Origin of the sequence: Anaerobacillus sp., assembly GCF_046314235.1 — a bacterium.
Classification (GTDB): domain Bacteria; phylum Bacillota; class Bacilli; order Bacillales; family Anaerobacillaceae; genus Anaerobacillus.
This window is the reverse complement of the sequence record NZ_JBKBWN010000005.1, coordinates 140,428-164,634: the sequence shown is the minus strand read 5'-3', so window position 1 is coordinate 164,634 and position 24,207 is coordinate 140,428. Positions and strand designations below refer to the sequence as shown.

Genomic DNA, 24,207 nt, shown 5'->3' with positions numbered 1-24,207 from the left:
GGACATGGGAATGAGTTTTTTTAAGAAACTTAAAGAAAGAATTACTCAACAAACAGAAACAGTAACTGAAAAATTCAAAGAAGGTTTAACTAAAACGAGAGATTCTTTCGTAGGTAAAATGAATGATCTCGTTAAAAACTACCGCAGTGTTGACGAAGAATTTTTTGAAGAATTAGAAGAGCTTTTAATAAGTGCCGATGTCGGTGTAACTACAGTTATGGATTTAATTGATGAACTTAAAGACGTGGCAAGAACTCGTAATATTAAAGATTCTACGGAACTGCAACCAGTTATCTCAGAGAAGCTTGCTGAGCTTTTACAAAAAAATGAGCAAGATGCAAAACTCAATATACAAGAAACGGGTATGACAGTTATCTTATTTGTTGGAGTCAATGGTGTTGGTAAAACAACAACGATTGGTAAACTAGCAAATAAGTTTAAACATGAGGGGAAATCTGTTCTATTAGCGGCTGGTGATACGTTCCGAGCTGGCGCAATTGAACAGCTCGAAGTTTGGGGACAACGTGTTGGCGTTGATGTTATTAAACAGCATTCAGGTTCTGACCCGGCTGCAGTTATGTTTGATGCTGTACAGGCAGCGAAGTCACGTGGTGTCGATGTTTTACTATGTGACACAGCTGGACGTTTACAAAATAAAGTCAATTTAATGAATGAGCTAGAAAAGGTTAAACGGGTCATTGAACGTGAAGTTCCTGGAGCGCCACATGAAGTATTGTTAGTACTAGATGCTACAACTGGTCAGAATGCGATGTCCCAAGCAAAAACATTTGGAAAAACGACAGATGTTACAGGGATCGTTCTAACCAAGCTTGATGGTACAGCAAAAGGGGGAATTGTGCTTGCCATTCGACATGAACTAGACATTCCAGTAAAGTTTGTTGGATTAGGTGAAAAAGTAGATGACCTCCAAGAATTTGATGCCCAACAATTTGTCTATGGCTTATTTTCTGAAGTGTTGGAAAAGGCAGAAGCGGAGCAATCATAGATTATATGAGCTGTCGAGGTCAAATAACCTGTCAATATAAAAAGTGGGAAAAGCGCCACTTTTTAATTGCCAGAACATTTGCTTGTCGGCGCTAACCAGGGCGCTTCCGCTTTTGATTAGTCTAGCTCCAGCGCCCAGCGGCTCGAGGTCAAATAACCTGACAATATAAAAAGTGGGAAAAGCACCACTTTTTAATTGTCAGAACATTTGCTTGTCGGCGCTAATCAGGGCGCTTCCGCTTTTTTTGTGATGTTAAGAAAAAAACTTGACACTAATTTTTTGTTCGTGTATTATAAATATTCGTAAAGGGATTTTACTTAACAAGGGGGGCTTTTCGTGTTAGAAAAAACGCTTCGAATGAATTATCTTTATGATTTTTATCAAAGCTTACTAACAACGAAGCAGCGCCAGTACATGCAATTGTATTACCTTGATGATTGGTCGTTAGGTGAAATTGCTGAAGAATTTGAAGTTAGTCGTCAAGCCGTTTATGATAATATTAAAAGAACTGAAAATATGCTCGAAGAATACGAAGAGAAGCTTAGTCTTTTCTCTAGGTTTGAAGAGCGGTCGAAACTTATTAAAAACTTAAAAACGGCGATAGAGAAAGATGCAACGACAGAATCTGTTTTATTAATCGTCGATTCTCTTGAGAGGTTAGATTAGGAGGCGACAGAGATGGCATTTGAAGGCTTAGCAGAACGCTTGCAAAATACTTTAAATAAAATTAAAGGAAAAGGTAAGGTATCTGAAGCAGATGTAACAACTATGATGCGCGAGGTTCGTCTAGCTTTACTAGAAGCAGATGTTAACTTTAAAGTTGTTAAGGAATTTATAGCTAGTGTAAAAGAACGAGCAATCGGGCAGGAAGTACTAAATAGTCTTACGCCTGGTCAGCAAGTAATTAAAGTAGTTAATGAAGAACTTACGAAATTAATGGGTGGAGAACAAAGCAAAATAGCAGTAGCTAAAAAACCACCAACAGTTGTCATGATGGTAGGCTTGCAAGGTGCAGGTAAAACAACCACAACTGGAAAGCTTGCAAATCATTTAAGAAAAAGCCATAACCGCAAGCCTTTGCTTGTTGCAGGCGATATTTATCGTCCAGCAGCAATCAAGCAGCTTGAAACGTTAGGCGAACAGTTAAATATGCCTGTTTTCTCACTTGGGGACAAAGTAAGCCCTGTTGAAATTGCTAAACAAGCTGTTGCAAAAGCAAAGGAAGAGCATCTTGACTATGTTCTGATTGATACAGCAGGTCGTTTACATGTAGATGAAGCATTAATGGGTGAGCTACAACAAATAAAAGAAGCGGTAAATCCCGATGAAATTTTACTTGTTGTTGATGCAATGACAGGACAAGATGCAGTCAATGTAGCCGAAAGTTTTAATGAGCAGCTTGATTTAACAGGAGTTGTTCTTACAAAATTAGATGGTGATACTCGTGGGGGAGCTGCCCTATCAGTTAAAGCAGTGACCAACACGCCGATTAAATTTGCAGGTATGGGTGAAAAGTTAGATGCTCTTGAGCCATTTCATCCTGATCGAATGGCATCAAGAATTCTTGGGATGGGTGATGTTCTTACCCTTATTGAAAAAGCTCAATCTAATTTTGATGAAGAAAAAGCTCGTGAACTTGAGAAAAAAATGCGTACTGCGGACATTACGTTTGACGATTTTTTAGACCAACTAGCACAAGTTCGCAACATGGGACCCCTTGATGAGTTATTAGGGATGATGCCTGGTGCGAATAAGATGAAGGGTTTAAAAAATGTCCAAGTTGACGAAAAACAAATTGGTCATATTGAAGCGATTGTTCGTTCAATGACGAAAAAAGAAAAAGAAGATCCAACAATCTTAAACGCTAGTCGTAAAAAAAGAATTGCTAAAGGTAGCGGAACAACCATTCAGGAAGTAAACCGCCTAATAAAGCAATTTGAAGAAATGAAGAAAATGATGAAACAAATGTCTAATATGGCAGGAAAAGGAAAGAAAAAGGGCAAATTCAAGTTTCCTTTTATGTAATAGACATGACTATAGGTTGTTTAGTTTTTCTTTTGTAAAGTTTTTTTACTTTACTAGTTTCCAACTAGTGAGTTTTATGATAATATACCTTATTGTGTGAATTAATTTTGGAGGTGAAATATACATGGCAGTAAAAATTCGTTTAAAACGTATGGGTTCAAACAAAGCCCCATTTTACAGAGTAGTAGTTGCTAACTCTCGCGCACCACGTGATGGTCGCTTTATCGAGGAAATCGGCACATACAATCCGTTAGTTAATCCTATTGACTTTAAGGTTAACGAGGAAAAAGCTTTAAAATGGATGCTTGATGGCGCTAAGCCTTCTGACACAGTTCGTAACCTTTTCTCAAAAGCTGGTCTAATGGAAAAGTTACACAACGCTAAAAACGTAAAGTAATCCAACAAGAAACTACGGCTTTATTCATGTAAATGGCTAGAGCCCAGTTTTTTTAACTACTTACTATTTCGTAAGGGGTATGATAATAATGAAAGAGTTAGTTGAAACAATTGCAAAAGCTCTTGTTGATCATCCCGATGACGTTCGTGTTACAGAAGTTGAACATGAGCAGTCCTTGACTTTACAACTATCAGTCCATGCATCAGATATGGGGAAAGTTATTGGGAAGCAAGGACGAATTGCGAAAGCGATTCGCTCGGTTGTATACGCAGCTGGGGCAAATCATAAAAAGCGAATAAATTTAGAAATTCTATAAGGAAGCTCCGAGGAGATAGTGTTCGCCTTGAAGCTAAGTAAGGGCAAGGGTCTAACCTCTGCCTTTTTTTATACTTTGCGATAATTTAATTTCAATTTGTTTAACAAGTAGTTTTATAATAACTAGTCAAATACTAAGTACAATTACGATAATTTTTCAGTGATGAAATTGTATGGTAAAATTGAACAGTGTGTTATTTCATCAATATGAACGGGGTGCATGATGAAAGTCATAAAAAAAGTTGTTGTAAAGCAAATGCTTACCGAAAATCGTAAACAATCGATGATGGAGGACTATAAAAAAACAAGAAAACAAGTTGAAAAAGAGGTTAAGCAATTAGAGTTTCAATTACATAAAAAGCTTAAAGCTAGTAAAAACAACTATGAATATCAGAATGCCCTTAAGTCTTCTTTTAATAAAGAAATAAAAGAGCGGAATGATAAAGTTAAGATCATTGATTTTCAAATAGGTCAGCTTAGTGAGTTAGAAATCGGAACTGAGATTAAAGAACAAACGATCGATACTTTACATGAGATAAATGTAGGAGACGACTGGAATTTATTTTTAGAAGGTACCGAAATTGTAATTAAAGATGGAATTGTCTTTGAAATAAGAGAAGGAGGGAATAAGGAATAATGAATAAATGGTTTAATGTTGGAAAAGTTGTCAATACTCATGGAGTTAGAGGCGAAGTGCGAGTAATTTCCACTACTGACTTTGCGGATGAACGATTTAGAGTAGGGGCAACGCTTTATCTTGAACATAAAGATTTTAAGGATAAAATCGAGTTAACGGTTGCTAGTCATCGTCAACACAAAAATTTTGATTTATTAACCTTCGAAAAATATCCTAATATAAATGATGTAATTGTATTTAAGGGTGGTATTTTACAGGTGCCAGAAGAACAACTTTCAGAATTAGCAGATGAAGAGTATTATTACCATGAAATTATTGGTTGTAATGTAGTCACTGAAGAAGGTGAGGAGTTAGGGAAGATTAAAGAAATTCTCGCTACGGGTGCAAAAGATGTATGGGTTGTACAAAGAAAAAATGGTGGGAAAGATCTCTTACTGCCTTACATTGAGCAAGTTATCAAAGGGGTCGATATAGACGAGAAAAAGGTTGTTATTCACTTAATGGAGGGACTTGAGTAAAGATGCGTTATGACGTGCTAACGTTATTCCCGGAAATGTTTACAGGAGTACTCGGGTCTTCTATATTGAAAAAGGCAGAAGAGAAACAACTTGTGTCATTCAATATTGTGGACTTCCGTACTTACTCCGAGGATAAACATAATCGAGTCGATGATTATCCATATGGGGGAGGCGGTGGTATGGTGTTAACACCGCAGCCAATCTTTGATGCTATAGGAGATTTAACAAAAGTTCATTCGTCTCTTAAAAAGCGAATTATTTTGTTATGCCCTCAAGGCGAGCGCTATACTCAAAAAAAAGCAGAAGAACTTGCCGAATTTGATCAACTAATCTTTATCTGTGGTCATTATGAGGGGTATGATGAACGAATTCGTGAGCACTTAGTCACCGATGAGATTTCTATAGGTGATTATGTTTTGACGGGTGGAGAACTAGGGGCAATGGTTATTATTGATAGTGTTACAAGACTATTAACAGGAGTTCTTGGAAATGAAACGTCTGCAGTCACCGACTCTTTTAGTACAGGCCTATTAGAATATCCCCATTATACAAGACCCGTTGATTTTCGAGGTTTTAAAGTTCCTGAGGTTCTTTTATCAGGCCATCATAAAAATATTAACGAGTGGCGGCATCGAGAAGCTATTAAAAGGACATTCCAACGTAGACCTGATTTGTTGGAAAAGCGTCAGCTTTCTCAGCTCGAAAAGGAATGGCTAGAAAATTTTAAAGATAAATGTTAAAGTATTAAATGTTAAATGTTAAATGTTAAATCAAGCCTTGTAACTACAACAAGCTTATGATATTATATTCTTTGTGGCTTATGCCATAATCAAGATGTTCCGCTGCAAAAAATTGGAATGAGCATCTGTTAGGGAAGGAGGGAACGATACGATGAACAACATTATTCAAGAAGTAACTAAAGAGCAATTAAGATCTGATCTTCCAGCTTTCCGTCCTGGAGACACTATTCGTGTTCACGTTAAGGTAGTTGAGGGAACTCGCGAGCGTATTCAGGTTTATGAAGGTGTCGTAATTAAGCGTCGTGGATCAGGTATTAGTGAAACTTTCACTGCACGTAAGGTATCTTATGGTGTAGGTGTTGAACGTACATTCCCATTACACTCGCCGAAGATCGACAAGATCGAAGTTATGCGTCGTGGTAAAGTACGTCGTGCTAAATTGTACTACTTACGCGCTCTTCGTGGAAAAGCGGCTCGTATTAAAGAAATCCGATAATCAATTAGTAAAAAAGGAGCTTGAGTTTCAAGCTCCTTTTTTCACCTGAAATTTCAACATAAACATAAAGAAACTAAGTGATTACTTCTTATACAATAAATATTGTTTAGTAAGATATAATAACGATATAAGTTCGTGAATTTGTAAATCTTACTATTTCGATGTAAGATCTTGCTCACATAAAATTAGTAATTAAAAGTAAGAAGGTAATGGGGGATAGATATATGTCTAGCATTAAAAGTGAATCTTGGGAATGGCTAAAAGCTGTCTTTATTGCTTTGTTTCTAGCATTTGTTATTCGATATTTTTTATTTGCTCCCATCGTTGTTGACGGTGAATCAATGATGCCAACTCTACAAGATAGCGATCGTTTAATAGTGAATAAAATAGGATATACAATAGGTAAACCAGATCGTTTTGATATCGTTGTTTTCCATGCTACAGCTGAAAAGGATTATATTAAACGGGTAATTGGCTTACCGGGGGACACGATTTATTATGAAAATGATATTTTACATATTAATGGCGAACCAGTTGAGGAACCATATTTAGAAGAATTTAAAAAGAGTACTTACAGCTTACCGTTTACTGGTGACTTTTCACTGAAGGACTATACTGGACATGATGTCGTACCAGAAGGGCATGTATTTGTTTTAGGGGATAATAGACAACATAGTAAAGATAGTCGGCATATTGGTTTTATTGCATATGATCGTGTTGTAGGAAGCGCTAATGTTGTTTTTTGGCCTTTTACAGAAATTAGAATAGCAAAGTAGGTGTTGAGATGGCGACGATACAATGGTTTCCTGGCCATATGGCTAAAGCCCGTCGTGAAGTAACTGAGAAATTAAAACAAATCGATGTCGTTTTTGAATTGGTTGATGCAAGAGTACCACTTTCATCAAGAAACCCAATGATTGACGAATTAGTTAGTCATAAACCACGTCTAATTCTTTTAAATAAAGCGGATTTAGCCGACCCGATGGTTACTGAGCAATGGAGTAGGTATTTTCAAGGGAAAGGATTTAAAGTCATTTCTATCGATTCCCAAACAGGGAAAGGTACTGAGAAAATCCCCTCTGTAGCAAAAGAGCTTGCTGTTGATTTATTAGAGAAGCTGAAAGCAAAGGGGATGAAGCCAAGGGCAATTCGTGCCTTAATTTTAGGTATTCCTAATGTTGGTAAATCAACTTTAATTAATCGCTTAGCAAAAAAGAAAATTGCCAAAACGGGAGATCGCCCTGGAATTACTAAGCAGCAACAATGGATTAAGGTAGGTAGTGAATTAGAGTTATTAGATACGCCAGGTATTCTTTGGCCAAAGTTCGAAGACCAAGTGGTTGGTTTTCGTTTAGCGGCAACTGGAGCGATTAAAGATGAAATCCTCGATTTTCAAGATGTTGCGGTGTTCTTGCTTAAATACTTGAAAGAACAATACCCTAAACCGTTAATGGAAAGGTTTAAGCTAACTGAGATAAATGAAGATGTCATTGAGTTATTTGATGCTATTGGCAGAAATCGTGGTTTGTTAATGAGTGGTGGTTATATTGATTATGATAAAGCGGCAGAACTTATACTTCGCGAGTTTCGGTCTTGTAAAATTGGTAAAATTTCTTTAGAAAGACCAGAATAGGATGAAGGTGCGCATTAATAGGCGTGCCTTTTTGCATGAAAACAGTATTTGAATATTTAATAAATGTCGCTGAATTTCCTTGAATAAGCTTCTAAAATTCGTCAGAGTTTTACAGCGTAGAGAAAGGGTATCCAGCGACTTTTCATAGAAGATGGTGGCGGCGGTTTTCGCCACCATGTAGGTTTTCTGTTAAGGTTTTTCCTGTGAAAGTAAACAGTGATTAACTTAAAGTAAGTATCAAGATTAAAAGTGTACTTAACTTTTGGTTAGAAAATGTCGATATTACATACAACAATTATTAAACGTAGATAGGTAGTGTAAATTAGTGAAGTTATCGATTAAAGAAATTGAAAAAATCCTTCAATGTGAAAATGTAGAAGAGCAACTTTTGCTAGAAGTAAAAAATGATGATCGAAAAGGCGTCCAGAAGGCATATATGAAATGGAAATCTTCGAAAGAGAAGCATGCTCAATTGGTTACTCAATTTGAAGAAATGTCACATTATGAACGTGAGATCAGGAGTGCAGGTCATCATTATATAGCAGGGATTGATGAAGTAGGTAGAGGGCCGTTAGCTGGACCGGTTATAGCGGCGGCGGTTATCTTACCTGAGGATTTTTATTTGTTAGGTTTAACAGATTCAAAAAAAGTATCAAAAAAAAATCGTGAAGAGTTTTACGAAGCTATTTTTTCAAAAGCAGTTTCAATCGGTATCGGGATCGTACATGCAGAAGAGATTGATCGTATTAATATTTATGAGGCTACTAAGCTAGCAATGCTTAAAGCTCTTGATGAATTGACCGTTGTTCCCGAACATTTGTTAATTGATGCCATGAAGTTACCAAGAAAGACCCCGCAAACATCGATTATTAAAGGTGACTCTAAAAGTATTTCTATAGCGGCTAGTTCAATCATTGCGAAGGTGACTAGAGACCGGTATATGGAAACACTCAGTAAGCAATTTCCTGAATATGGCTTTGAAAATCATATGGGATATGGAACTGTAGAACATTTAACGGCAATTGATAGTCATGGTGTTTGCCTAGAACACCGCAAATCATTTGCTCCGGTTCGCGACCGATACGTATCTGCTAAGTTATTTTAGAATACTACACTATAAAATACAAAATCTCGTATTTGTTTGAGAAAAAATGGGTGGTGAAAGCTTTGTTTCAAGCCAATGTTGTTCAGTCCCTACTAAAAGGATTGGATCCGATACATCGAAAATCGGTTAAGCTAACTCCTGGGCAAATTTTTAACGGAAAAATAATTAAATTATATCCTGGTCAATTAGCATCACTGCGTTTAGGAGGCCTAGCATTAACAGCGAAGCTTGAAGCAGCCTTAACTGTTGGAGATCGCTATTGGTTTCAAGTGCAACGAGGAGAAGGTCTCCCTGTATTAAAGGTGTTCGATGCATTACCCCAAACTGGAAAGTACAGTGGAAATGATAGTGAAAACATATTACGACAACTAGGGCTAAGTAATCTAAAACATAGTGATTTACTTGTTAATTACTTAGCAAGAGAAGGTCTTCCTTTTACAAGAGGACATGTGCAGGCAGGAGTTCAAACATTACAAAATGTTGGAATGACAAATGAGCAAGGGTTAGAAATTTTAAAGCTACTTATCGAGAGGAATCTACCGATTACACCTTTGACATTTGCTGCGATTCATAGCGTCGTTAGCGGGCAAGGCCTTGCAAATCAACTTCAGGATTTATCATTGCTACTTCAACAACACGAAGGGAAACCCCCCTATCTCCAGCAAGTTCAGCAAATTCTTCAAGGTTTGCTTCAGATGGGGGATGTTAAGGTTGATAGCCACCAATTACTAGAAATGATTAAGCAGTTTTTATCTGCTAAAAGTGGAACTACACAGTTTAGCGTATCAGAAACAGAATTGCGAAATTTAGGTGTGATTCATAAACAAAGCCCACAGCAGCTGCTTGCCCATTTTAATGCCCAAGTCGCAAAAGCACCTGTTGACCAATTAAAGCAAATATGGCCAACGTTAATAAAGGAACAAGTTTCTTCGGAACTTTCAAAGGGACAAATAAGTGAACTTTTATCAAAAGTAGTCTTAGAAAAAGGTGAAAGGGGTGAAAGGACTTTACAGCAACTTATGTCGTTTTTTACCGGGAAAGACGAAAAGAACAGTGAAGGTTTTCCTTTACCACAACAAGAGGGATCGTTAGCCAAACAACTTACCTCAATTATTAATCGAATTGGCTACCAACATGAGCGTGACGTTCAACAATTATTTCTACATCGACATGAAAGCAATGAAACGCTTTTACTTCAATTAAAAGCGAGTTTGCTAAAGTCGCAACAATTCCAATTACCATTGATTATCCAAGAAAAAATCGAATCTATTTTAAATTTGGTTACAGGTCAACAAATACTCTCAGTTAATCAAGAAAGTCCCTTTGTAAACCAGGTAGTCATGTTGCCGTTGAAACTAATGGGGGAAAACACGGATCTAACTATTCAATGGGAAGGAAAAAAAGATAAAGATGGGAAGTTAAATCCTGATCATTGTCGAGTGCTGTTTTATTTAAATCTTAATAGACTAAAAGAAACGATTATTGATGTTCAAATTCAAAGGAGAATTGTTTCTCTCCATATTTATAATGAACAGGAAAAGCCAATACAATTAATAGATGCCCTACAACCATACTTAAGGCAAGCGTTAAAGGAACTTAATTACCAACTGACATCGGTTAAATGGACACAAGCTAGTCAACCTACAAAAAGCATACAGAAACAAACTGGCGTTCACTCTCTAAATACACATTATCAAACACAAAGACACTATCAAGGGGTTGACATTCGAATATGAAAGATGTGCCAGAGAAAAAGCAGGCTGTCGCACTCTCCTATCATACTGAGAGTGATCAGGCCCCTAAAATTATTGCCAAAGGCAAGGGCTTTGTTGCTGAGGAGCTTATAAAAGAAGCTATGAAGCATAATGTTCCAATTCAAGAGGATCCAAGTTTAGTGGGATTGCTAAGTCAACTAGAAATAAATGAAGCGATCCCAGAACAATTATATGAAGTGGTCGCAGAGATTTTCGCATTTATTTACCGGATCGATAAAAATAGTTAACTAAATCCAAACACCGATCGTAAAATTAACTGATTTTGGGAAGGCTAAACCAAGATACATTTGATTAACGAAAGAGGTGTTTTTTCTATGGATATTTTTAACCTACAACAGTATTTATTGCACAACTTCTCTAGAGAAGAAACTGCAGAAGAGTTTGGTATTAACCGTCCGATGATGGAAAAAGACATTATTGCATCAATTGGTAGTGAAAAACAAGAAAAAAGAGAGGGTGAAGGAAGTGAAAAAACAAAGAAGTTTGGACCCAAACCCAAAAACTCCTCTAGATAATTGGAGTGTCGAGATAGACCCAGCAGTGATGTCAGGTGATCATTGGGCACAAGAAGAAAATTCCCCCTTGGAACAATTGGACTTTTTTAATACGGATAACTGTGAAGAAACAAGTGCAAAAAAAGAACATCCTTATCATATGTTCATGCACCCAACACTGAATGTCAGCTATGGTAATATAAAGAAAACAACATCTAAAGAGAATTAATGTTGGAATTTAATTAAACGAGTAAAAAAAGCAGAGATCACTCTCTGCTTTTTTTACTGTGAAAAAACCGTTTGAGCATTATTTTAGGTATCAAATTTTCTTAAAAACGCTCACAGCAAAAATAGTGCAAGTAGAATAATTCTGATGTATAATGAAATTGCAATACTATTTTCTTAATATTTTCGTAACTTTTTGTTGAAAAATAGAGGATTTAAAATAGTGTTGGCGAATAGGATAAGTTATGAATAATCTAATTTCTGTTAGATTATTAGTTTGCTTTTTTAAACTTGCTTAAACTGAGCGGTTAGTCGATAAGGCAAACATTATTATGAATTGCATTTGATAGGAGGATGGACGATGAATATCCACGAGTATCAAGGTAAAGAAATCCTGCGTAAGTATGGTGTTAGCGTACCGAACGGGAGTGTTGCATTTACAGTTGATGAAGCAGTTGAAGCGGCTAAACAGTTAGGTTCAAGTGTAACAGTTGTAAAAGCGCAAATCCATGCAGGGGGTAGAGGAAAAGCAGGTGGCGTTAAGGTAGCGAAAAATCTTGATGAGGTTCGTACATATGCTAGCGAAATATTAGGTAAAACGTTAGTTACTCACCAAACAGGTCCAGAAGGTAAAGAAGTTAAGCGTTTACTAATTGAAGAGGGTTGTGACATTAAAAAGGAGTATTATATCGGTTTAGTATTAGATCGTGCTACTTCTCGAGTTGTTATGATGGCTTCAGAAGAAGGTGGAACTGAAATAGAGGAAGTAGCCGAAAAAACACCTGAGAAGATCTTTAAGGAAGTAGTAGACCCAGTCGTTGGACTACAAGGGTTTCAAGCACGTAGATTAGCATTTAATATAAACATCCCAAAAGAATTAGTCGGTCAGGCTGTAAAATTTATGATGGGACTTTATAATGTCTTCGTTGATAAGGATTGTTCAATTGCTGAAATTAATCCGTTAGTGACTACAGGTGATGGTCGTGTTATGGCTTTAGACGCAAAGTTTAATTTTGATTCGAATGCTCTGTATCGTCATAAAGATATCATCGAATATCGTGACTTAGATGAAGAAGATGCGAAGGAAATTGAAGCTTCTAAGTTTGATTTAAGTTATATTTCATTAGATGGAAATATCGGTTGTATGGTTAATGGCGCCGGTCTAGCGATGGCAACGATGGATATTATTAAGCATTATAGTGGTGACCCTGCTAACTTCCTTGATGTAGGTGGCGGTGCTACTGCTGAGAAAGTAACTGAAGCATTCAAAATCATTCTGTCCGACAAAAATGTTAAAGGGATTTTTGTTAATATTTTCGGAGGTATTATGAAATGTGATGTTATTGCTGAGGGTGTAGTTGAAGCAACAAAGCAAGTAGGGTTAAGCTTGCCTCTAGTTGTTCGGCTTGAAGGAACAAATGTTGATTTAGGAAAGAAAATTCTAGATGAGTCTGGATTAAATATTACTTCTGCTGATTCAATGGCTGATGGAGCAGAAAAAATCGTATCTCTAGTTAAATAGAAGGGCGGGAGAATAATATGAGTATCCTAATAAATAAAGATACAAAAGTAATTGTTCAAGGTATAACAGGAGCAACAGGCCTTTTCCACACAAAGCAAGCTGTTGAGTATGGAACGAATATTGTTGGTGGAGTTACACCTGGTAAAGGTGGAACTGAAATCGAAGGAATTCCTGTATTTAACACAGTAGCAGATGCGGTAACAGCAACTGGAGCTAATGCATCTGTTGTTTATGTACCGCCAGCATTTGCGGCTGATGCAATTATGGAAGCTGTTGACTCTAATTTAGATTTAGTTATTTGTATAACGGAAGGAATTCCAGTTTTAGACATGGTGAAGGTTAAGCGTTATATGGAAGGGAAAACAACACGTCTAATCGGACCTAACTGCCCAGGAGTGATTACCCCTGATGAATGTAAAATTGGGATCATGCCCGGTTACATACACAAAAAAGGCCATGTTGGTGTAGTTTCTCGTTCTGGAACTCTAACATACGAAGCTGTTCATCAGTTATCAACAAGAGGAATTGGCCAATCGACTGCAGTAGGAATTGGTGGCGATCCTGTTAATGGTTCAAACTTTATCGATATTTTAAATTTATTTAATGAAGATGAAGATACTTATGCCGTTATTATGATTGGTGAAATTGGTGGAACAGCAGAAGAAGAGGCGGCAGAGTGGATTAAAGCTAATATGAAGAAGCCTGTTGTCGGCTTTATTGGTGGGCAAACAGCACCACCTGGTAAAAGAATGGGGCACGCTGGTGCAATTATTTCAGGAGGCAAAGGTACTGCAGCTGAAAAGATTAAAACTCTTGAAAGTTGTGGAGTGAAAGTTGCACAAACTCCTGCGGTTATGGGTGAAACATTAGTAGCAGCTTTGGTTGAGAACAACATGTTAGAAAAATGTATCACTCATAAGTAATGTAAAGCGGCTCCTTCTGGGGCCGTTTTTTATATCAAAAAGGCGGTGAACACCTTATGAGTACAAGAAATAGGCTAATTCAAATACATGGCTGTAGAGGTGTGAATTGGATCTTGTTAAAGAAATTTTTTGAATATGATCCTTCACTAAAGAGTGTATTATTGTTAAGTAAAGAAGAATTGCGCCAAAAATTTGGAATGATACCTGAGCAAGCAGTTTATTTCAGACAAGACCTCCAAAAAATGAATAATATTGTAAATTTTTATCGAGAAATTGACATACAAGTAATTACAATTTTCGACTCGATTTACCCGCAATTATTAAAAGAGATATACGATCCTCCTTGGGTTCTTTATTGTAAAGGGAATTTACCACTTCTTACTCAAGAAAGAAAAATTAGTGTCATTGGAACTAGGGATCCATCGCGAAATGGGCTTTTTAGCCTAGAGAAGATTGTCTTACCTTTAATACAAGCAAATTGGGTTGTTGTTAGTGGTTTGGCCGTTGGGATAGATGGCAGAGCACATACGCTTGCATTAGAGAATGACGGTAAAACAATTGCAGTCCTAGGTTCAGGATTTAACTATATTTACCCCTATTGTCACCAGAAATTAGCCTCTATTATTTCAAAAAATCATTTACTAATCTCTGAATTTCCTCCCAATAGTAAACCACATAAATGGAATTTTCCAATGAGAAACCGAATTATAAGTGGACTTTCAAAAGGTACATTGATCGTTGAAGCAAGAGCAAGAAGTGGCTCGTTAATAACAGCTGACCTCGCCTTACAACAAGGGCGGGAGATTTTTGCTGTTCCTGGTTCGATTTTAGATGATCGAAGTGAAGGAACTCATTGGTTAATTCAACAAGGTGCTAAGTTGACAAAATGTAGTAATGATGTTTTAAATGAAATATAACAGAGTATAATATAGCTAAAGCGTAAAAAATTGTAATGATTAAAATATTTTAACAATTTGATAAAGCTAGTCCAATATATGACTTTACTGAAGAAAAAGCAAAAAAAATAAAACTTGTTTCAGGAAATTGTTTGACAAATAGCAAAATAGTGGTTAATAATAGGGAAGATTTTAAAATACCTCTAAAGGGGGAGGAAACAGAAAATGGCAGATTACTTAGTGATCGTTGAATCTCCCGCTAAAGCAAAAACAATTGGTAAGTATCTAGGGAAAAAATATATTGTTAAAGCTTCTATGGGACATGTCATTGATTTGCCTAAAAGTCAAATGGGTGTAGACGTAGAAGATAATTATCACCCGAAATACATTACAATCCGCGGTAAAGGACCGATATTAAAAGATTTAAAAACCGCAGCTAAAAAAGTAAAGAAAATTTACTTAGCGGCCGACCCTGACCGAGAAGGAGAAGCAATTGCTTGGCACTTAGCACACAGTTTAAAGATTGATGAACAATCGGACTGTCGAGTAGTATTCAACGAAATAACAAAGCAGGCTATTAAAGATGCTTTTAAAACGCCACGACCAATAAATATGGATCTTGTAGATGCACAACAAGCAAGACGGGTGCTTGACCGTCTAGTTGGTTATAATATAAGCCCGTTATTATGGAAGAAAGTGAAAAAAGGCTTGAGTGCTGGAAGGGTTCAATCTGTTGCGGTAAAAATGATTATTGATCGTGAAAAGGAAGTACAATCATTCATTCCAGAAGAGTATTGGTCAATTGTAGGTACATTTAAAACTAATAGTGATCATTTCGAAGCGAAATTTTATGGTGTAGACAACAAAAAAAACGAACTAAAGTCAGAAGCAGAAGTAAATGAAGTACTAAGGAAGCTAAATGACATATTTGTTGTTGAGAGTGTTAAAAAGAAGGAAAGAAAACGAAATCCAGTATTGCCGTTTACTACATCTTCGCTTCAACAAGAGGCTGCTAGAAAGCTGAATTTCCGAGCAAAGAAAACAATGATGATCGCTCAACAACTTTATGAAGGTGTTGATATTGGGAAAGAAGGTACTGTCGGTTTAATTACATATATGAGAACAGACTCTACTAGGGTTTCTGAAGTGGCTGAAAGTGAGGCTAGCGAATATATTAAAACTCATTATGGAGTTGAGTATCTTCCTACCGATAAACGACAAGTGAAAAAAGATAAAAAGTCTCAAGATGCCCATGAAGCGATCAGACCTACAGCAATATTCAATGACCCCAAAACACTTAAGAACTATTTAAGTAGAGATCAGCTTCGTCTATACAAGCTCATATGGGAACGCTTACTAGCTAGTCAAATGGCGCCAGCTATTCTTGATACGATGAGTGTTGATATTAATAATAATGGTGTTATTTTTAGAGCTACAGGTTCAAAGATAAAGTTCCCAGGCTTTATGAAGGTTTATATTGAAGGAAATGATGATGGTAAAAAGGAAGAGGACCGTCTTTTACCACATTTAGAAGAAGGTATGACTGTTTCAAAAGAAACTATTGAACCTAATCAGCATTTTACACAGCCACCTCCTCGGTATACAGAAGCTAGATTAGTAAAGACGATGGAAGAACTAGGATTGGGTAGGCCATCAACATATGCGCCAACTTTGGATACGATTCAACGGCGAGGTTATGTTGCTCTAGAAGATAAACGTTTCATTCCGACTGAATTAGGGGAAATTGTGTTGCAATTAATTAATGAATTTTTCCCTGAAATTATTGATGTTGAATTTACCGCAAAAATGGAAAGTGACCTTGATGCAATTGAAGAAGGGGAAACGAATTGGGTCAAGATCATTGATCAGTTCTATAAAGGCTTTGAAAATAACCTGAAAATTGCCGAAGAAGAAATGAAAGAAGTTGAGATAAAAGACGAACCTGCTGGCGAAGATTGTGAGCATTGTGGACATGAAATGGTTTACAAGATGGGCAGGTACGGAAAGTTTATGGCATGTTCGAATTTTCCTGATTGTCGGAACACGAAAGCAATTGTAAAGGATATCGGTGTAAAATGTCCTACGTGTGATACTGGCAATATTGTTGAGCGAAAAAGTAAGAAACGCCGAACGTTTTTTGGATGTGATCAGTACCCTAGTTGCGAATTTATTTCTTGGGATAAACCGATAGCTAGACCGTGTCCGAAGTGTAACGAAATGTTAGTGGAAAAGAAGACGAAAAAGGGTATTAATGTACAATGTACAAAATGTGATTACGAGGAAGAAGTAAACTAGCTCGTAAGTTGCTAAATATCGAATTCTTGCTTTTTCCTAAAAGAAATTAAAAGATTTAAGGTAATGTCTAGCTCCGAGCGCCAGCTGCTCCTGCGGTTACTCGTCGCAAAATTGCAAAGAAGTAGCTCAAAGTAGTATTTGGCTCGAGGTCAAATAACCTGCCGAGGAAAAAGGATTTCATTTTTTCTTAGATAAAAAAGTGAAAAAGCACACTTTTTTCCTGTCAGAACATTTGCTTGTCGCCGCTTAGCGGGCGCTCTGCGCTTTTCTTAATTGGAGGAATTAATTTTGATTGAAACAAAAGTAAATGTAATTGGTGCGGGCTTAGCAGGTAGTGAAGCTGCATGGCAAATAGCAAGTCAAGGTATACCAGTAAAATTATATGAGATGAGACCTGTGAAGCAAACTCCTGCACATCATACAGATAAATTTGCAGAACTTGTCTGTAGTAACTCATTGAGATCTAATGCTTTATCTAACGCAGTTGGTGTTTTGAAAGAAGAAATGAGGCAGTTGCAATCTGTGATCATCAGGTCAGCAGATGATTGTGCAGTCCCAGCTGGAGGAGCTTTAGCTGTAGATCGTCATGTATTTGCAGGTTTAGTTACAGAGAGAGTAAAAAATCACCCATTAGTAGAAGTCATTACTGAAGAGGTGACTGAAATTCCTGAAGGCCCTACGGTTATCGCATCAGGTCCACTAACTTCGGAGAAACTTTCTCAACAGTTAAAAGAGTTAACTGGGCAAGAGTATTTATATTTTTATGATGCTGCCGCTCCGATTTTAGAGGTCGACAGTATTAACCGTGAAAAAGTATACCTTAAGTCAAGGTATGATAAGGGTGAAGCGGCTTATCTAAATTGTCCAATGAGTGAAGAGGAATTTGATCGATTTTATGAAGCATTGGTTAGCGCTGAAACAGTTCCTTTAAAAGAATTTGAAAAAGAAATATTCTTTGAAGGTTGTATGCCAATTGAAGTTTTAGCTAAAAGAGGCAAAAAAACACTACTATTTGGTCCTATGAAGCCAGTTGGGTTAGAAGATCCGAAAACAGGAAAGCGCCCATTTGCTGTTGTTCAGCTAAGACAGGATAACCAAACAGGAACTCTTTATAACATTGTAGGCTTTCAAACACATTTAAAGTGGGGCCCTCAAAAAGATGTGCTGCAGCTTATCCCAGGTCTAGAAAACGTAGAAATCGTCCGTTATGGTGTAATGCACCGCAATACGTTCATCAATTCTCCTAAATTACTTTTACCTACTTACCAATATAAAGAGAGACCTAATCTGTTTTTTGCTGGTCAAATTACTGGTGTCGAAGGTTATGTTGAGTCAGCAGCTGCTGGCCTTTTAGCAGGTTTAAATGCTGCAAGATATGTACAAGGAAAAGAATTGGTTGTATTTCCAGAGGAAACCGTTCTCGGAAGTATGGCTAACTATATAACAACTGCAAATGAAAAGAACTTTCAACCGATGAACGCTAACTTTGGTTTATTACCTCCTATGGAGCCGCGTGTAAGAAATAAAAAAGAACGCTATGAACAACTAGCTACAAGAGCACTTGATACAATTCAGAATTTTTTGAAAAAAATGTAAATTCACTTGCACCTAATTTGATTTTGTGGTAATATTTAGAGGCTCTAGTGAGGTGAGAACCACAAATGTCAAATTTGGTAAAAGAAATAGAAACGTTTATTCGTTTTTTGCAGGTGGAGAAAAATTTTTCAAACCACACTGTATACAATTACAAAAAGGATATTGAACATTTCTCATCTTTCATGAAGCAGCATAGCATATTTAGTTACGCTGCTGTTTCTTATGTATTTGTAAGACTTTATTTAACAGAGCTTTATGCATTGAACTTAAAAAGAAAAACGGTTGCACGGAAAATCTCCAGTTTAAGAAGCTTTTTTAAATTTTTGCTGGTAGAAGAAGGTGTGAAGGAAAATCCGTTTGCTCTTGCTACTATTCCTAAGCAAGAATCAAGACTCCCGACTTTTTTGTACGAGGATGAGCTTAGTGGGCTATTTACTGTTTCTGAGTTAACGACCCCTTTAGGTCAACGTAATCAAGCTTTGTTGGAGCTGTTGTATGGCACAGGAATTCGTGTTAGTGAATGTTGTAATATACAAATTCAAGATATAGATTTCCAAATTGGAACAGTTAAGGTCCTTGGAAAAGGGCGTAAAGAGCGCTATATTCCGTTGGGAAGCTATGCTGTCGAAGCAATACATACGTATATAAATGATGGTAGAAAGAAATTGTTGAAAAGTGAAAAGGGCAGTACACTTTTTCTAAACTATCGTGGCGAAAAGTTATCACGAAGTGGTGTTAGAAAGATTTTAGAGGACCTAGTAAATAAGGCGGCAATTTCGGTCCATATTAGCCCCCATGTTCTCCGACATACTTTTGCAACGCATATGCTTAATGAAGGAGCGGATATGCGAAGTGTTCAAGAGTTGTTGGGGCACTCTCATTTATCTTCAACACAAATGTATACACATGTCACAAAAGAACATTTGAAAAATGTGTATACTAGCTTTCACCCTAGAGCGTAATTAAACGGAATGATGCCTTTTGTAGTTAGCAGAATGTATGTACATTTGCGACGTACTTCTTAGGTGGTACTTTCCATACTTAGGCGCAATTCGGATACTTAGATTTTCTTAATAAAGGAGGATTTACGTTGGTGCAGTCATTTCATGCTACTACGATTTTTGCTATTCACCATGATGGTAAATGTGCCATGTCAGGGGATGGGCAAGTGACATTTGGAAATGCAGTTGTGATGAAACATACCGCAAGGAAGGTACGTAAATTATACAATGGAAAAGTATTGGCTGGTTTTGCAGGTTCTGTAGCTGATGCGTTCACTCTGTTTGAGAAATTCGAATCAAAACTAGAGGAGTATAACGGGAATTTACAACGAGCTGCTGTTGAGTTAGCGAAAGAATGGCGAAGTGATAAAGTGCTCAGACGACTTGAAGCGATGTTAATTGTGGCAAATTCAGAGAACATTTATCTTGTTTCTGGGACAGGTGAAGTAATTGAACCTGATGACGGAGTGTTGGCCATAGGTTCTGGTGGGAATTATGCACTTTCTGCAGGTCGTGCCTTAAAGAAGCATGCTTCGCATTTAGAAGCAAAGGAAATCGCGATGGCAGCCCTTCAAACAGCTGCAGAAATTTGTGTCTATACAAATAATAATATTGTACTAGAAGAACTTTAATAGTCTCTTGTACAGTGATGTGAAAGTAGTTATCACAAAGCTGTAGTTAAATTAGACAATGAGGAGCGATGGTATGGAAAATCATTTAACACCTCGGCAAATTGTTGAGAAACTAGATCAATACATTGTAGGTCAAGATAAAGCGAAACGCTCTGTTGCAATTGCCCTTCGTAATCGATATCGACGGGGGCAACTAGATGAAAAACTTCGTGACGAAGTTACACCAAAGAACATTTTGATGATTGGTCCAACTGGAGTAGGTAAAACAGAAATAGCTAGGAGATTAGCTAAACTTGTAGGTGCCCCTTTTATTAAAGTTGAGGCAACAAAATTTACTGAGGTTGGTTATGTTGGTCGAGATGTAGAATCGATGGTTCGTGATTTAGTAGAAACATCAATCCGTCTAGTCAAAGAGGATCGTATGAAAAAGGTAAGAGGTAAAGCTGAAGAAAATGCTAATAAACGTATCGTTCAGCTTTTAGTTCCGTCAAAAAAGAAGGAAACGCCTTATAAAAATCCATTTGAGATGCTTTTCGGTGGTCAAAATCAAACCTCTACAGAACAAACCGATGCTACCGATGAGGAAAAGCTCCACAATCTTCGCCGAAGAATGGAACATCAGCTTGCATTAGGTGAATTAGAAGGTCATTATGTTACAGTTGAAGTTGAAGAGCAAACAGGTGGATTTCTAGATATGTTCCAAGGCTCTGGTATGGAACAAATGGGAATGAACATGCAGGATATGCTAGGAAACATGATGCCAAAGAAGAAAAAAAAGCGCAAACTAACTGTTAGAGAAGCCCGTAAAGTATTAACTGACGACGAGGCCCAAAAACTGATTGATATGGATGAAGTATCCCAAGAAGCGGTTTTACGTGCTGAGCAATTGGGTATTATCTTTATTGATGAAATCGATAAAGTGGCAGGGAAAGGTCATCAGTCTTCAGCGGATGTTTCTCGTGAAGGTGTTCAGCGTGATATATTACCAATCGTTGAAGGATCTACAGTTGTTACGAAATATGGTTCTGTGAAAACAGATCATGTCTTATTTATTGCAGCAGGTGCCTTTCATGTTGCGAAGCCTTCTGATTTAATTCCTGAACTACAAGGGCGCTTCCCAATTCGAGTCGAGTTAGCTAGTTTAACTGAAGCTGATTTTGTAAAAATTTTAATTGAACCTAACAATGCATTAATTAAACAGTATCAAGCATTATTAGCTACTGAAGGTATACAAGTTGTATTTTCTGACGATGCTATTGAGAGAATTGCAAAAATTGCAACAGAGGTTAACCAAGATACTGAAAATATTGGAGCAAGAAGGCTCCATACAATACTCGAGAAGCTCTTAGAAGACTTATCTTTTGAAGCACCAGATATTACATTAGAAGAGATCACTATTACGGCTACATACGTAGACGAGAAACTAGCAACGATAGCTAAAAATCGTGATTTAAGTCAATATATTTTATAGAGATATGACAATTTAGGAGGATTTTAAATGGAACTATTAACTAAAACTAGAAGAATTAACGAAATGCTACAAAAAACTGCAGGACAGCCTGTGAACTTTAAGGATATGGCAGAAACACTTCGCGATGTTATTGCAGCTAATATATTTATTGTTAGCCGTAGAGGTAAATTATTAGGTTTTGCTATTAAACAGGAAATTGAAAATGAAAGAATGAAGAAAATGTTAGAAGATCGTCAATTTCCAGAAGAGTACACTACAAATTTATTTAAGATCACTGAAACTTCTTCCAACTTGGATATTAATAGCGAATTTACTGCTTTTCCAATCGAAAATAAAGATTTATTCAATTCAGGGTTAACAACGATTGTTCCAATCAATGGTGGAGGGAATCGAATTGGTACACTAATTTTAGCAAGGTTGACTGATTCATTTGATAATGATGATTTAATTCTTGCTGAATACGGAGCTACTGTAGTAGGGATGGAAATCCTCCATGAAAAAACTATTGAAATTGAGCAAGAGGCGAGAAGTAAAGCGGTTGTACAAATGGCGATTGGTTCGCTTTCTTACAGTGAATTAGAAGCTGTAGAGCATATCTTTGATGAGTTGGATGGGAATGAAGGATTACTAGTAGCCTCTAAAATTGCAGATCGTGTCGGGATTACCCGTTCGGTAATTGTTAATGCCCTTCGTAAACTTGAGAGTGCTGGTGTTATTGAATCACGTTCGTTAGGAATGAAAGGAACATTTATTAAAGTATTTAATGACAAGTTCCTTTTAGAGCTAGAAAAGCTTAAATCGAAGTAATTTAGACCTAAATTTAAAGATGGAGAGACCGAACAATGCAAACTTTTTATGTTTTCATTGTCTGGTCTTTTTTTTGTATGTATATTTCCTTTTGTGACAGCTTTTAGTCAATATTTTAAAACTATGAAATTGGCAAATAGTACCCCTTAAGAAATTGGTACTTTAACCGTATAATAAACTAGAAAACAAACTTGATATATGTTACAAAATAACTAGAAAAATATACAATTTCCGCCAAATCTCACCAAAAAGCTAGGACTATATAATTGAAGTTTAGACAAAATAAAACACTATTAGACAATTGGATAATTATTATATACAATAATCATTAGTGTTAAATTTATTCATACTATAAAAGTACCGCTGTTAACAATTAATTTACATGTAAAGACTAAGATATCCAAGGCGTTAGGCTCAGTTTTTTATTCGGAGGTTTAAAATGAAGATATTCTCTAATTCCAGTCAACAATTACTAGAGCAATCAATAAATGCGGCGTCTTTGCGCCAAAAAACAATATCTCAAAATATAGCAAATGTAGATACACCAAATTATAAAGCAAAGAAAACTATCTTTAAGCATCAGCTCGAAAAAGCAATGAATGGGCAACTTAGAGCTTATCAAACTGACGAACGACACATTCAGTTTGGTGGAAAGACAAGTCATTCTCCTGCCATAGTTGTTTCACGTAATAACACAATGTTTAATCATAACGGAAATAATGTAGATATTGAGCATGAAATGTCTGAAATGGCCAAAAATCAAATTTACTATAATGCGATGATTGAACGATTAAATGGTAGATTTAATAGCTTAAAGACAGTTATTGGAGGTGGAAAATAATTATGACGATTTTTCACGGCTTTAATACAACCGCTTCTGCTCTTACTGCTCAGCGCTTACGTATGGATGTTGTAGCCTCAAATATGGCAAATGTCGACACAACAAGAGGTAAATATGTAAATGGGGAATGGCAGCCATACCAGAGAAAAATGGTAGTTATGCAACCGAATGAAAATCGCTTCTCATCCCACTTGTCAAAAGCTATGGGACGTACAGAACATGCGGGGAACGGTGTAAAGGTCAGTCGAATTGTTGCCGACGAAACTCCCTTTAAGCTTGTTTATCAGCCTGATCATCCAGATGCAAATGAACTAGGGTATGTACGTTTACCAAATGTTGACCCTTTAAAAGAGATGATTGATATGATGAGCGCTACAAGGTCATATGAAGCGAATGTAACGACACTAAATGCAACGAAAAACATGTTAATGAAGGCATTAGAAATTGGTAAAGGGTAAGGAGGGGTATAATTGGAACCTATTTCATTTAAACCGTATTCAATAATGAATGTTAATGCTGGTAGCCAACCTGTAAAAAGACTAACACCAGCAGAAGCACAAAATAGCTTTAAAGTGGCTTTAAGTGATGCGTTACACAAAGTTAACGAAGCACAGCATGCGTCAACACTAGCTACTGAAAAATTAGCTAGAGGAGAAAACATTGACCTTCATCAAGTAATGATCACTGCACAAAAAGCAAGTATTTCATTACAAGCTACAATCGAAGTTCGAAATAAGGTTGTAGAGGCTTATCAAGAAGTTATGAGAATGCAAGTGTAATAGATAGCGATTACTAGTGTGTCTCGTGGACAGCAAGTCAAGAGATTAAACTAACTAAGGTAGACGCCGTTAGTAAAA

General features: G+C 36.8%; 28 protein-coding genes. All 28 read left to right on the top strand.

The genetic code is table 11. The features are described from left to right. Positions 1 to 10: 10 nt before the first annotated feature. Positions 11 to 1,006 carry a signal recognition particle-docking protein FtsY gene (gene ftsY, locus ACK4M9_RS08790; RefSeq protein ID WP_409849477.1) on the top strand — a complete coding sequence of 332 codons (996 nt, stop codon included), beginning with the start codon at positions 11 to 13 and terminating at the stop codon, positions 1,004 to 1,006. A 357-nt stretch (positions 1,007 to 1,363) separates the two neighbouring features. Continuing rightward, positions 1,364 to 1,672 carry a putative DNA-binding protein gene (locus ACK4M9_RS08785; RefSeq protein WP_409849854.1) on the top strand — a complete coding sequence of 103 codons (309 nt, stop codon included), beginning with the start codon at positions 1,364 to 1,366 and terminating at the stop codon, positions 1,670 to 1,672. A gap of 12 nt (positions 1,673 to 1,684) precedes the next feature. After that, complete coding sequence (ffh, locus tag ACK4M9_RS08780; protein WP_409849475.1) at positions 1,685 to 3,031, top strand: signal recognition particle protein; 1,347 nt, start codon at positions 1,685 to 1,687, stop codon at positions 3,029 to 3,031. Positions 3,032 to 3,155: 124 nt separating this feature from the next. After that, complete coding sequence (gene rpsP / locus ACK4M9_RS08775; protein ID WP_071318670.1) at positions 3,156 to 3,428, top strand: 30S ribosomal protein S16; 273 nt, start codon at positions 3,156 to 3,158, stop codon at positions 3,426 to 3,428. An 88-nt stretch (positions 3,429 to 3,516) separates the two neighbouring features. Beyond that, positions 3,517 to 3,744 (top strand): KH domain-containing protein, encoded by a 228-nt coding sequence (locus tag ACK4M9_RS08770; RefSeq protein ID WP_071318669.1) that lies wholly within the window; start codon positions 3,517 to 3,519, stop codon positions 3,742 to 3,744. A 219-nt stretch (positions 3,745 to 3,963) separates the two neighbouring features. Continuing rightward, positions 3,964 to 4,380: a YlqD family protein gene (locus ACK4M9_RS08765; protein ID WP_409849472.1), complete on the top strand. Its 417-nt coding sequence runs from the start codon at positions 3,964 to 3,966 to the stop codon at positions 4,378 to 4,380. Continuing rightward, positions 4,380 to 4,898, top strand: a complete 519-nt coding sequence (gene rimM / locus ACK4M9_RS08760; protein WP_409849470.1) for a ribosome maturation factor RimM — start codon at positions 4,380 to 4,382, stop codon at positions 4,896 to 4,898. Before ACK4M9_RS08765 ends, rimM begins: the two co-directional genes overlap by 1 nt. Before the next feature lie 2 nt (positions 4,899 to 4,900). Next, entirely contained in the window at positions 4,901 to 5,638 is a 738-nt protein-coding gene (gene trmD, locus ACK4M9_RS08755) for a tRNA (guanosine(37)-N1)-methyltransferase TrmD (RefSeq protein WP_409849468.1), read from the top strand. A gap of 151 nt (positions 5,639 to 5,789) precedes the next feature. After that, positions 5,790 to 6,134 (top strand): 50S ribosomal protein L19, encoded by a 345-nt coding sequence (gene rplS / locus ACK4M9_RS08750; protein ID WP_409849466.1) that lies wholly within the window; start codon positions 5,790 to 5,792, stop codon positions 6,132 to 6,134. 224 nt (positions 6,135 to 6,358) lie between these two features. Then, on the top strand, positions 6,359 to 6,910 hold the full coding sequence (gene lepB, locus ACK4M9_RS08745; protein WP_409849464.1) for a signal peptidase I: 552 nt from the start codon (positions 6,359 to 6,361) through the stop codon (positions 6,908 to 6,910). An 8-nt stretch (positions 6,911 to 6,918) separates the two neighbouring features. After that, complete coding sequence (gene ylqF / locus ACK4M9_RS08740; RefSeq protein WP_409849462.1) at positions 6,919 to 7,767, top strand: ribosome biogenesis GTPase YlqF; 849 nt, start codon at positions 6,919 to 6,921, stop codon at positions 7,765 to 7,767. Positions 7,768 to 8,092: 325 nt separating this feature from the next. Then, complete coding sequence (locus ACK4M9_RS08735; protein WP_409849460.1) at positions 8,093 to 8,872, top strand: ribonuclease HII; 780 nt, start codon at positions 8,093 to 8,095, stop codon at positions 8,870 to 8,872. Between the two features lie 62 nt (positions 8,873 to 8,934). After that, on the top strand, positions 8,935 to 10,608 hold the full coding sequence (locus ACK4M9_RS08730) for a hypothetical protein (RefSeq protein ID WP_409849458.1): 1,674 nt from the start codon (positions 8,935 to 8,937) through the stop codon (positions 10,606 to 10,608). Then, positions 10,605 to 10,874 carry an EscU/YscU/HrcU family type III secretion system export apparatus switch protein gene (locus ACK4M9_RS08725; protein WP_409849456.1) on the top strand — a complete coding sequence of 90 codons (270 nt, stop codon included), beginning with the start codon at positions 10,605 to 10,607 and terminating at the stop codon, positions 10,872 to 10,874. Before ACK4M9_RS08730 ends, ACK4M9_RS08725 begins: the two co-directional genes overlap by 4 nt. Positions 10,875 to 10,961: 87 nt before the next feature. Continuing rightward, on the top strand, positions 10,962 to 11,162 hold the full coding sequence (locus ACK4M9_RS08720; protein ID WP_409849455.1) for a hypothetical protein: 201 nt from the start codon (positions 10,962 to 10,964) through the stop codon (positions 11,160 to 11,162). Beyond that, positions 11,113 to 11,370 carry a DUF3905 domain-containing protein gene (locus ACK4M9_RS08715; protein ID WP_409849453.1) on the top strand — a complete coding sequence of 86 codons (258 nt, stop codon included), beginning with the start codon at positions 11,113 to 11,115 and terminating at the stop codon, positions 11,368 to 11,370. The genes ACK4M9_RS08720 and ACK4M9_RS08715 overlap by 50 nt, the downstream gene beginning before the upstream one ends. Before the next feature lie 357 nt (positions 11,371 to 11,727). Further along, a complete protein-coding gene (gene sucC / locus ACK4M9_RS08710) occupies positions 11,728 to 12,888 on the top strand; it encodes an ADP-forming succinate--CoA ligase subunit beta (protein WP_409849451.1) in 1,161 nt (386 codons plus the stop codon). 17 nt (positions 12,889 to 12,905) lie between these two features. Continuing rightward, on the top strand, positions 12,906 to 13,811 hold the full coding sequence (gene sucD, locus ACK4M9_RS08705; RefSeq protein WP_409849449.1) for a succinate--CoA ligase subunit alpha: 906 nt from the start codon (positions 12,906 to 12,908) through the stop codon (positions 13,809 to 13,811). A gap of 56 nt (positions 13,812 to 13,867) precedes the next feature. Further along, entirely contained in the window at positions 13,868 to 14,728 is an 861-nt protein-coding gene (dprA, locus tag ACK4M9_RS08700) for a DNA-processing protein DprA (RefSeq protein ID WP_409849447.1), read from the top strand. 204 nt (positions 14,729 to 14,932) lie between these two features. Further along, a complete protein-coding gene (topA, locus tag ACK4M9_RS08695; protein ID WP_409849445.1) occupies positions 14,933 to 17,002 on the top strand; it encodes a type I DNA topoisomerase in 2,070 nt (689 codons plus the stop codon). Positions 17,003 to 17,290: 288 nt separating this feature from the next. Further along, positions 17,291 to 18,598, top strand: coding sequence for an FADH(2)-oxidizing methylenetetrahydrofolate--tRNA-(uracil(54)-C(5))-methyltransferase TrmFO (trmFO, locus tag ACK4M9_RS08690; protein WP_409849443.1), 1,308 nt, complete (start codon positions 17,291 to 17,293; stop codon positions 18,596 to 18,598). Positions 18,599 to 18,663: 65 nt separating this feature from the next. Next, entirely contained in the window at positions 18,664 to 19,560 is an 897-nt protein-coding gene (gene xerC, locus ACK4M9_RS08685) for a tyrosine recombinase XerC (RefSeq protein WP_409849441.1), read from the top strand. Between the two features lie 131 nt (positions 19,561 to 19,691). Further along, on the top strand, positions 19,692 to 20,231 hold the full coding sequence (gene hslV, locus ACK4M9_RS08680; RefSeq protein ID WP_409849852.1) for an ATP-dependent protease subunit HslV: 540 nt from the start codon (positions 19,692 to 19,694) through the stop codon (positions 20,229 to 20,231). 73 nt (positions 20,232 to 20,304) lie between these two features. After that, complete coding sequence (gene hslU / locus ACK4M9_RS08675) at positions 20,305 to 21,702, top strand: ATP-dependent protease ATPase subunit HslU (RefSeq protein ID WP_409849439.1); 1,398 nt, start codon at positions 20,305 to 20,307, stop codon at positions 21,700 to 21,702. A 27-nt stretch (positions 21,703 to 21,729) separates the two neighbouring features. Then, the gene (gene codY / locus ACK4M9_RS08670; protein WP_409849437.1) at positions 21,730 to 22,509 is read left to right on the top strand and encodes a GTP-sensing pleiotropic transcriptional regulator CodY; all 780 of its coding nucleotides are present in this window, start codon (positions 21,730 to 21,732) and stop codon (positions 22,507 to 22,509) included. A 439-nt stretch (positions 22,510 to 22,948) separates the two neighbouring features. Further along, positions 22,949 to 23,350, top strand: a complete 402-nt coding sequence (gene flgB / locus ACK4M9_RS08665; RefSeq protein WP_409849435.1) for a flagellar basal body rod protein FlgB — start codon at positions 22,949 to 22,951, stop codon at positions 23,348 to 23,350. Between the two features lie 2 nt (positions 23,351 to 23,352). Next, complete coding sequence (gene flgC, locus ACK4M9_RS08660) at positions 23,353 to 23,808, top strand: flagellar basal body rod protein FlgC (RefSeq protein WP_409849433.1); 456 nt, start codon at positions 23,353 to 23,355, stop codon at positions 23,806 to 23,808. Between the two features lie 12 nt (positions 23,809 to 23,820). Continuing rightward, positions 23,821 to 24,129, top strand: a complete 309-nt coding sequence (gene fliE / locus ACK4M9_RS08655; protein ID WP_409849431.1) for a flagellar hook-basal body complex protein FliE — start codon at positions 23,821 to 23,823, stop codon at positions 24,127 to 24,129. The last annotated feature ends 78 nt before the right edge of the window (positions 24,130 to 24,207 follow it).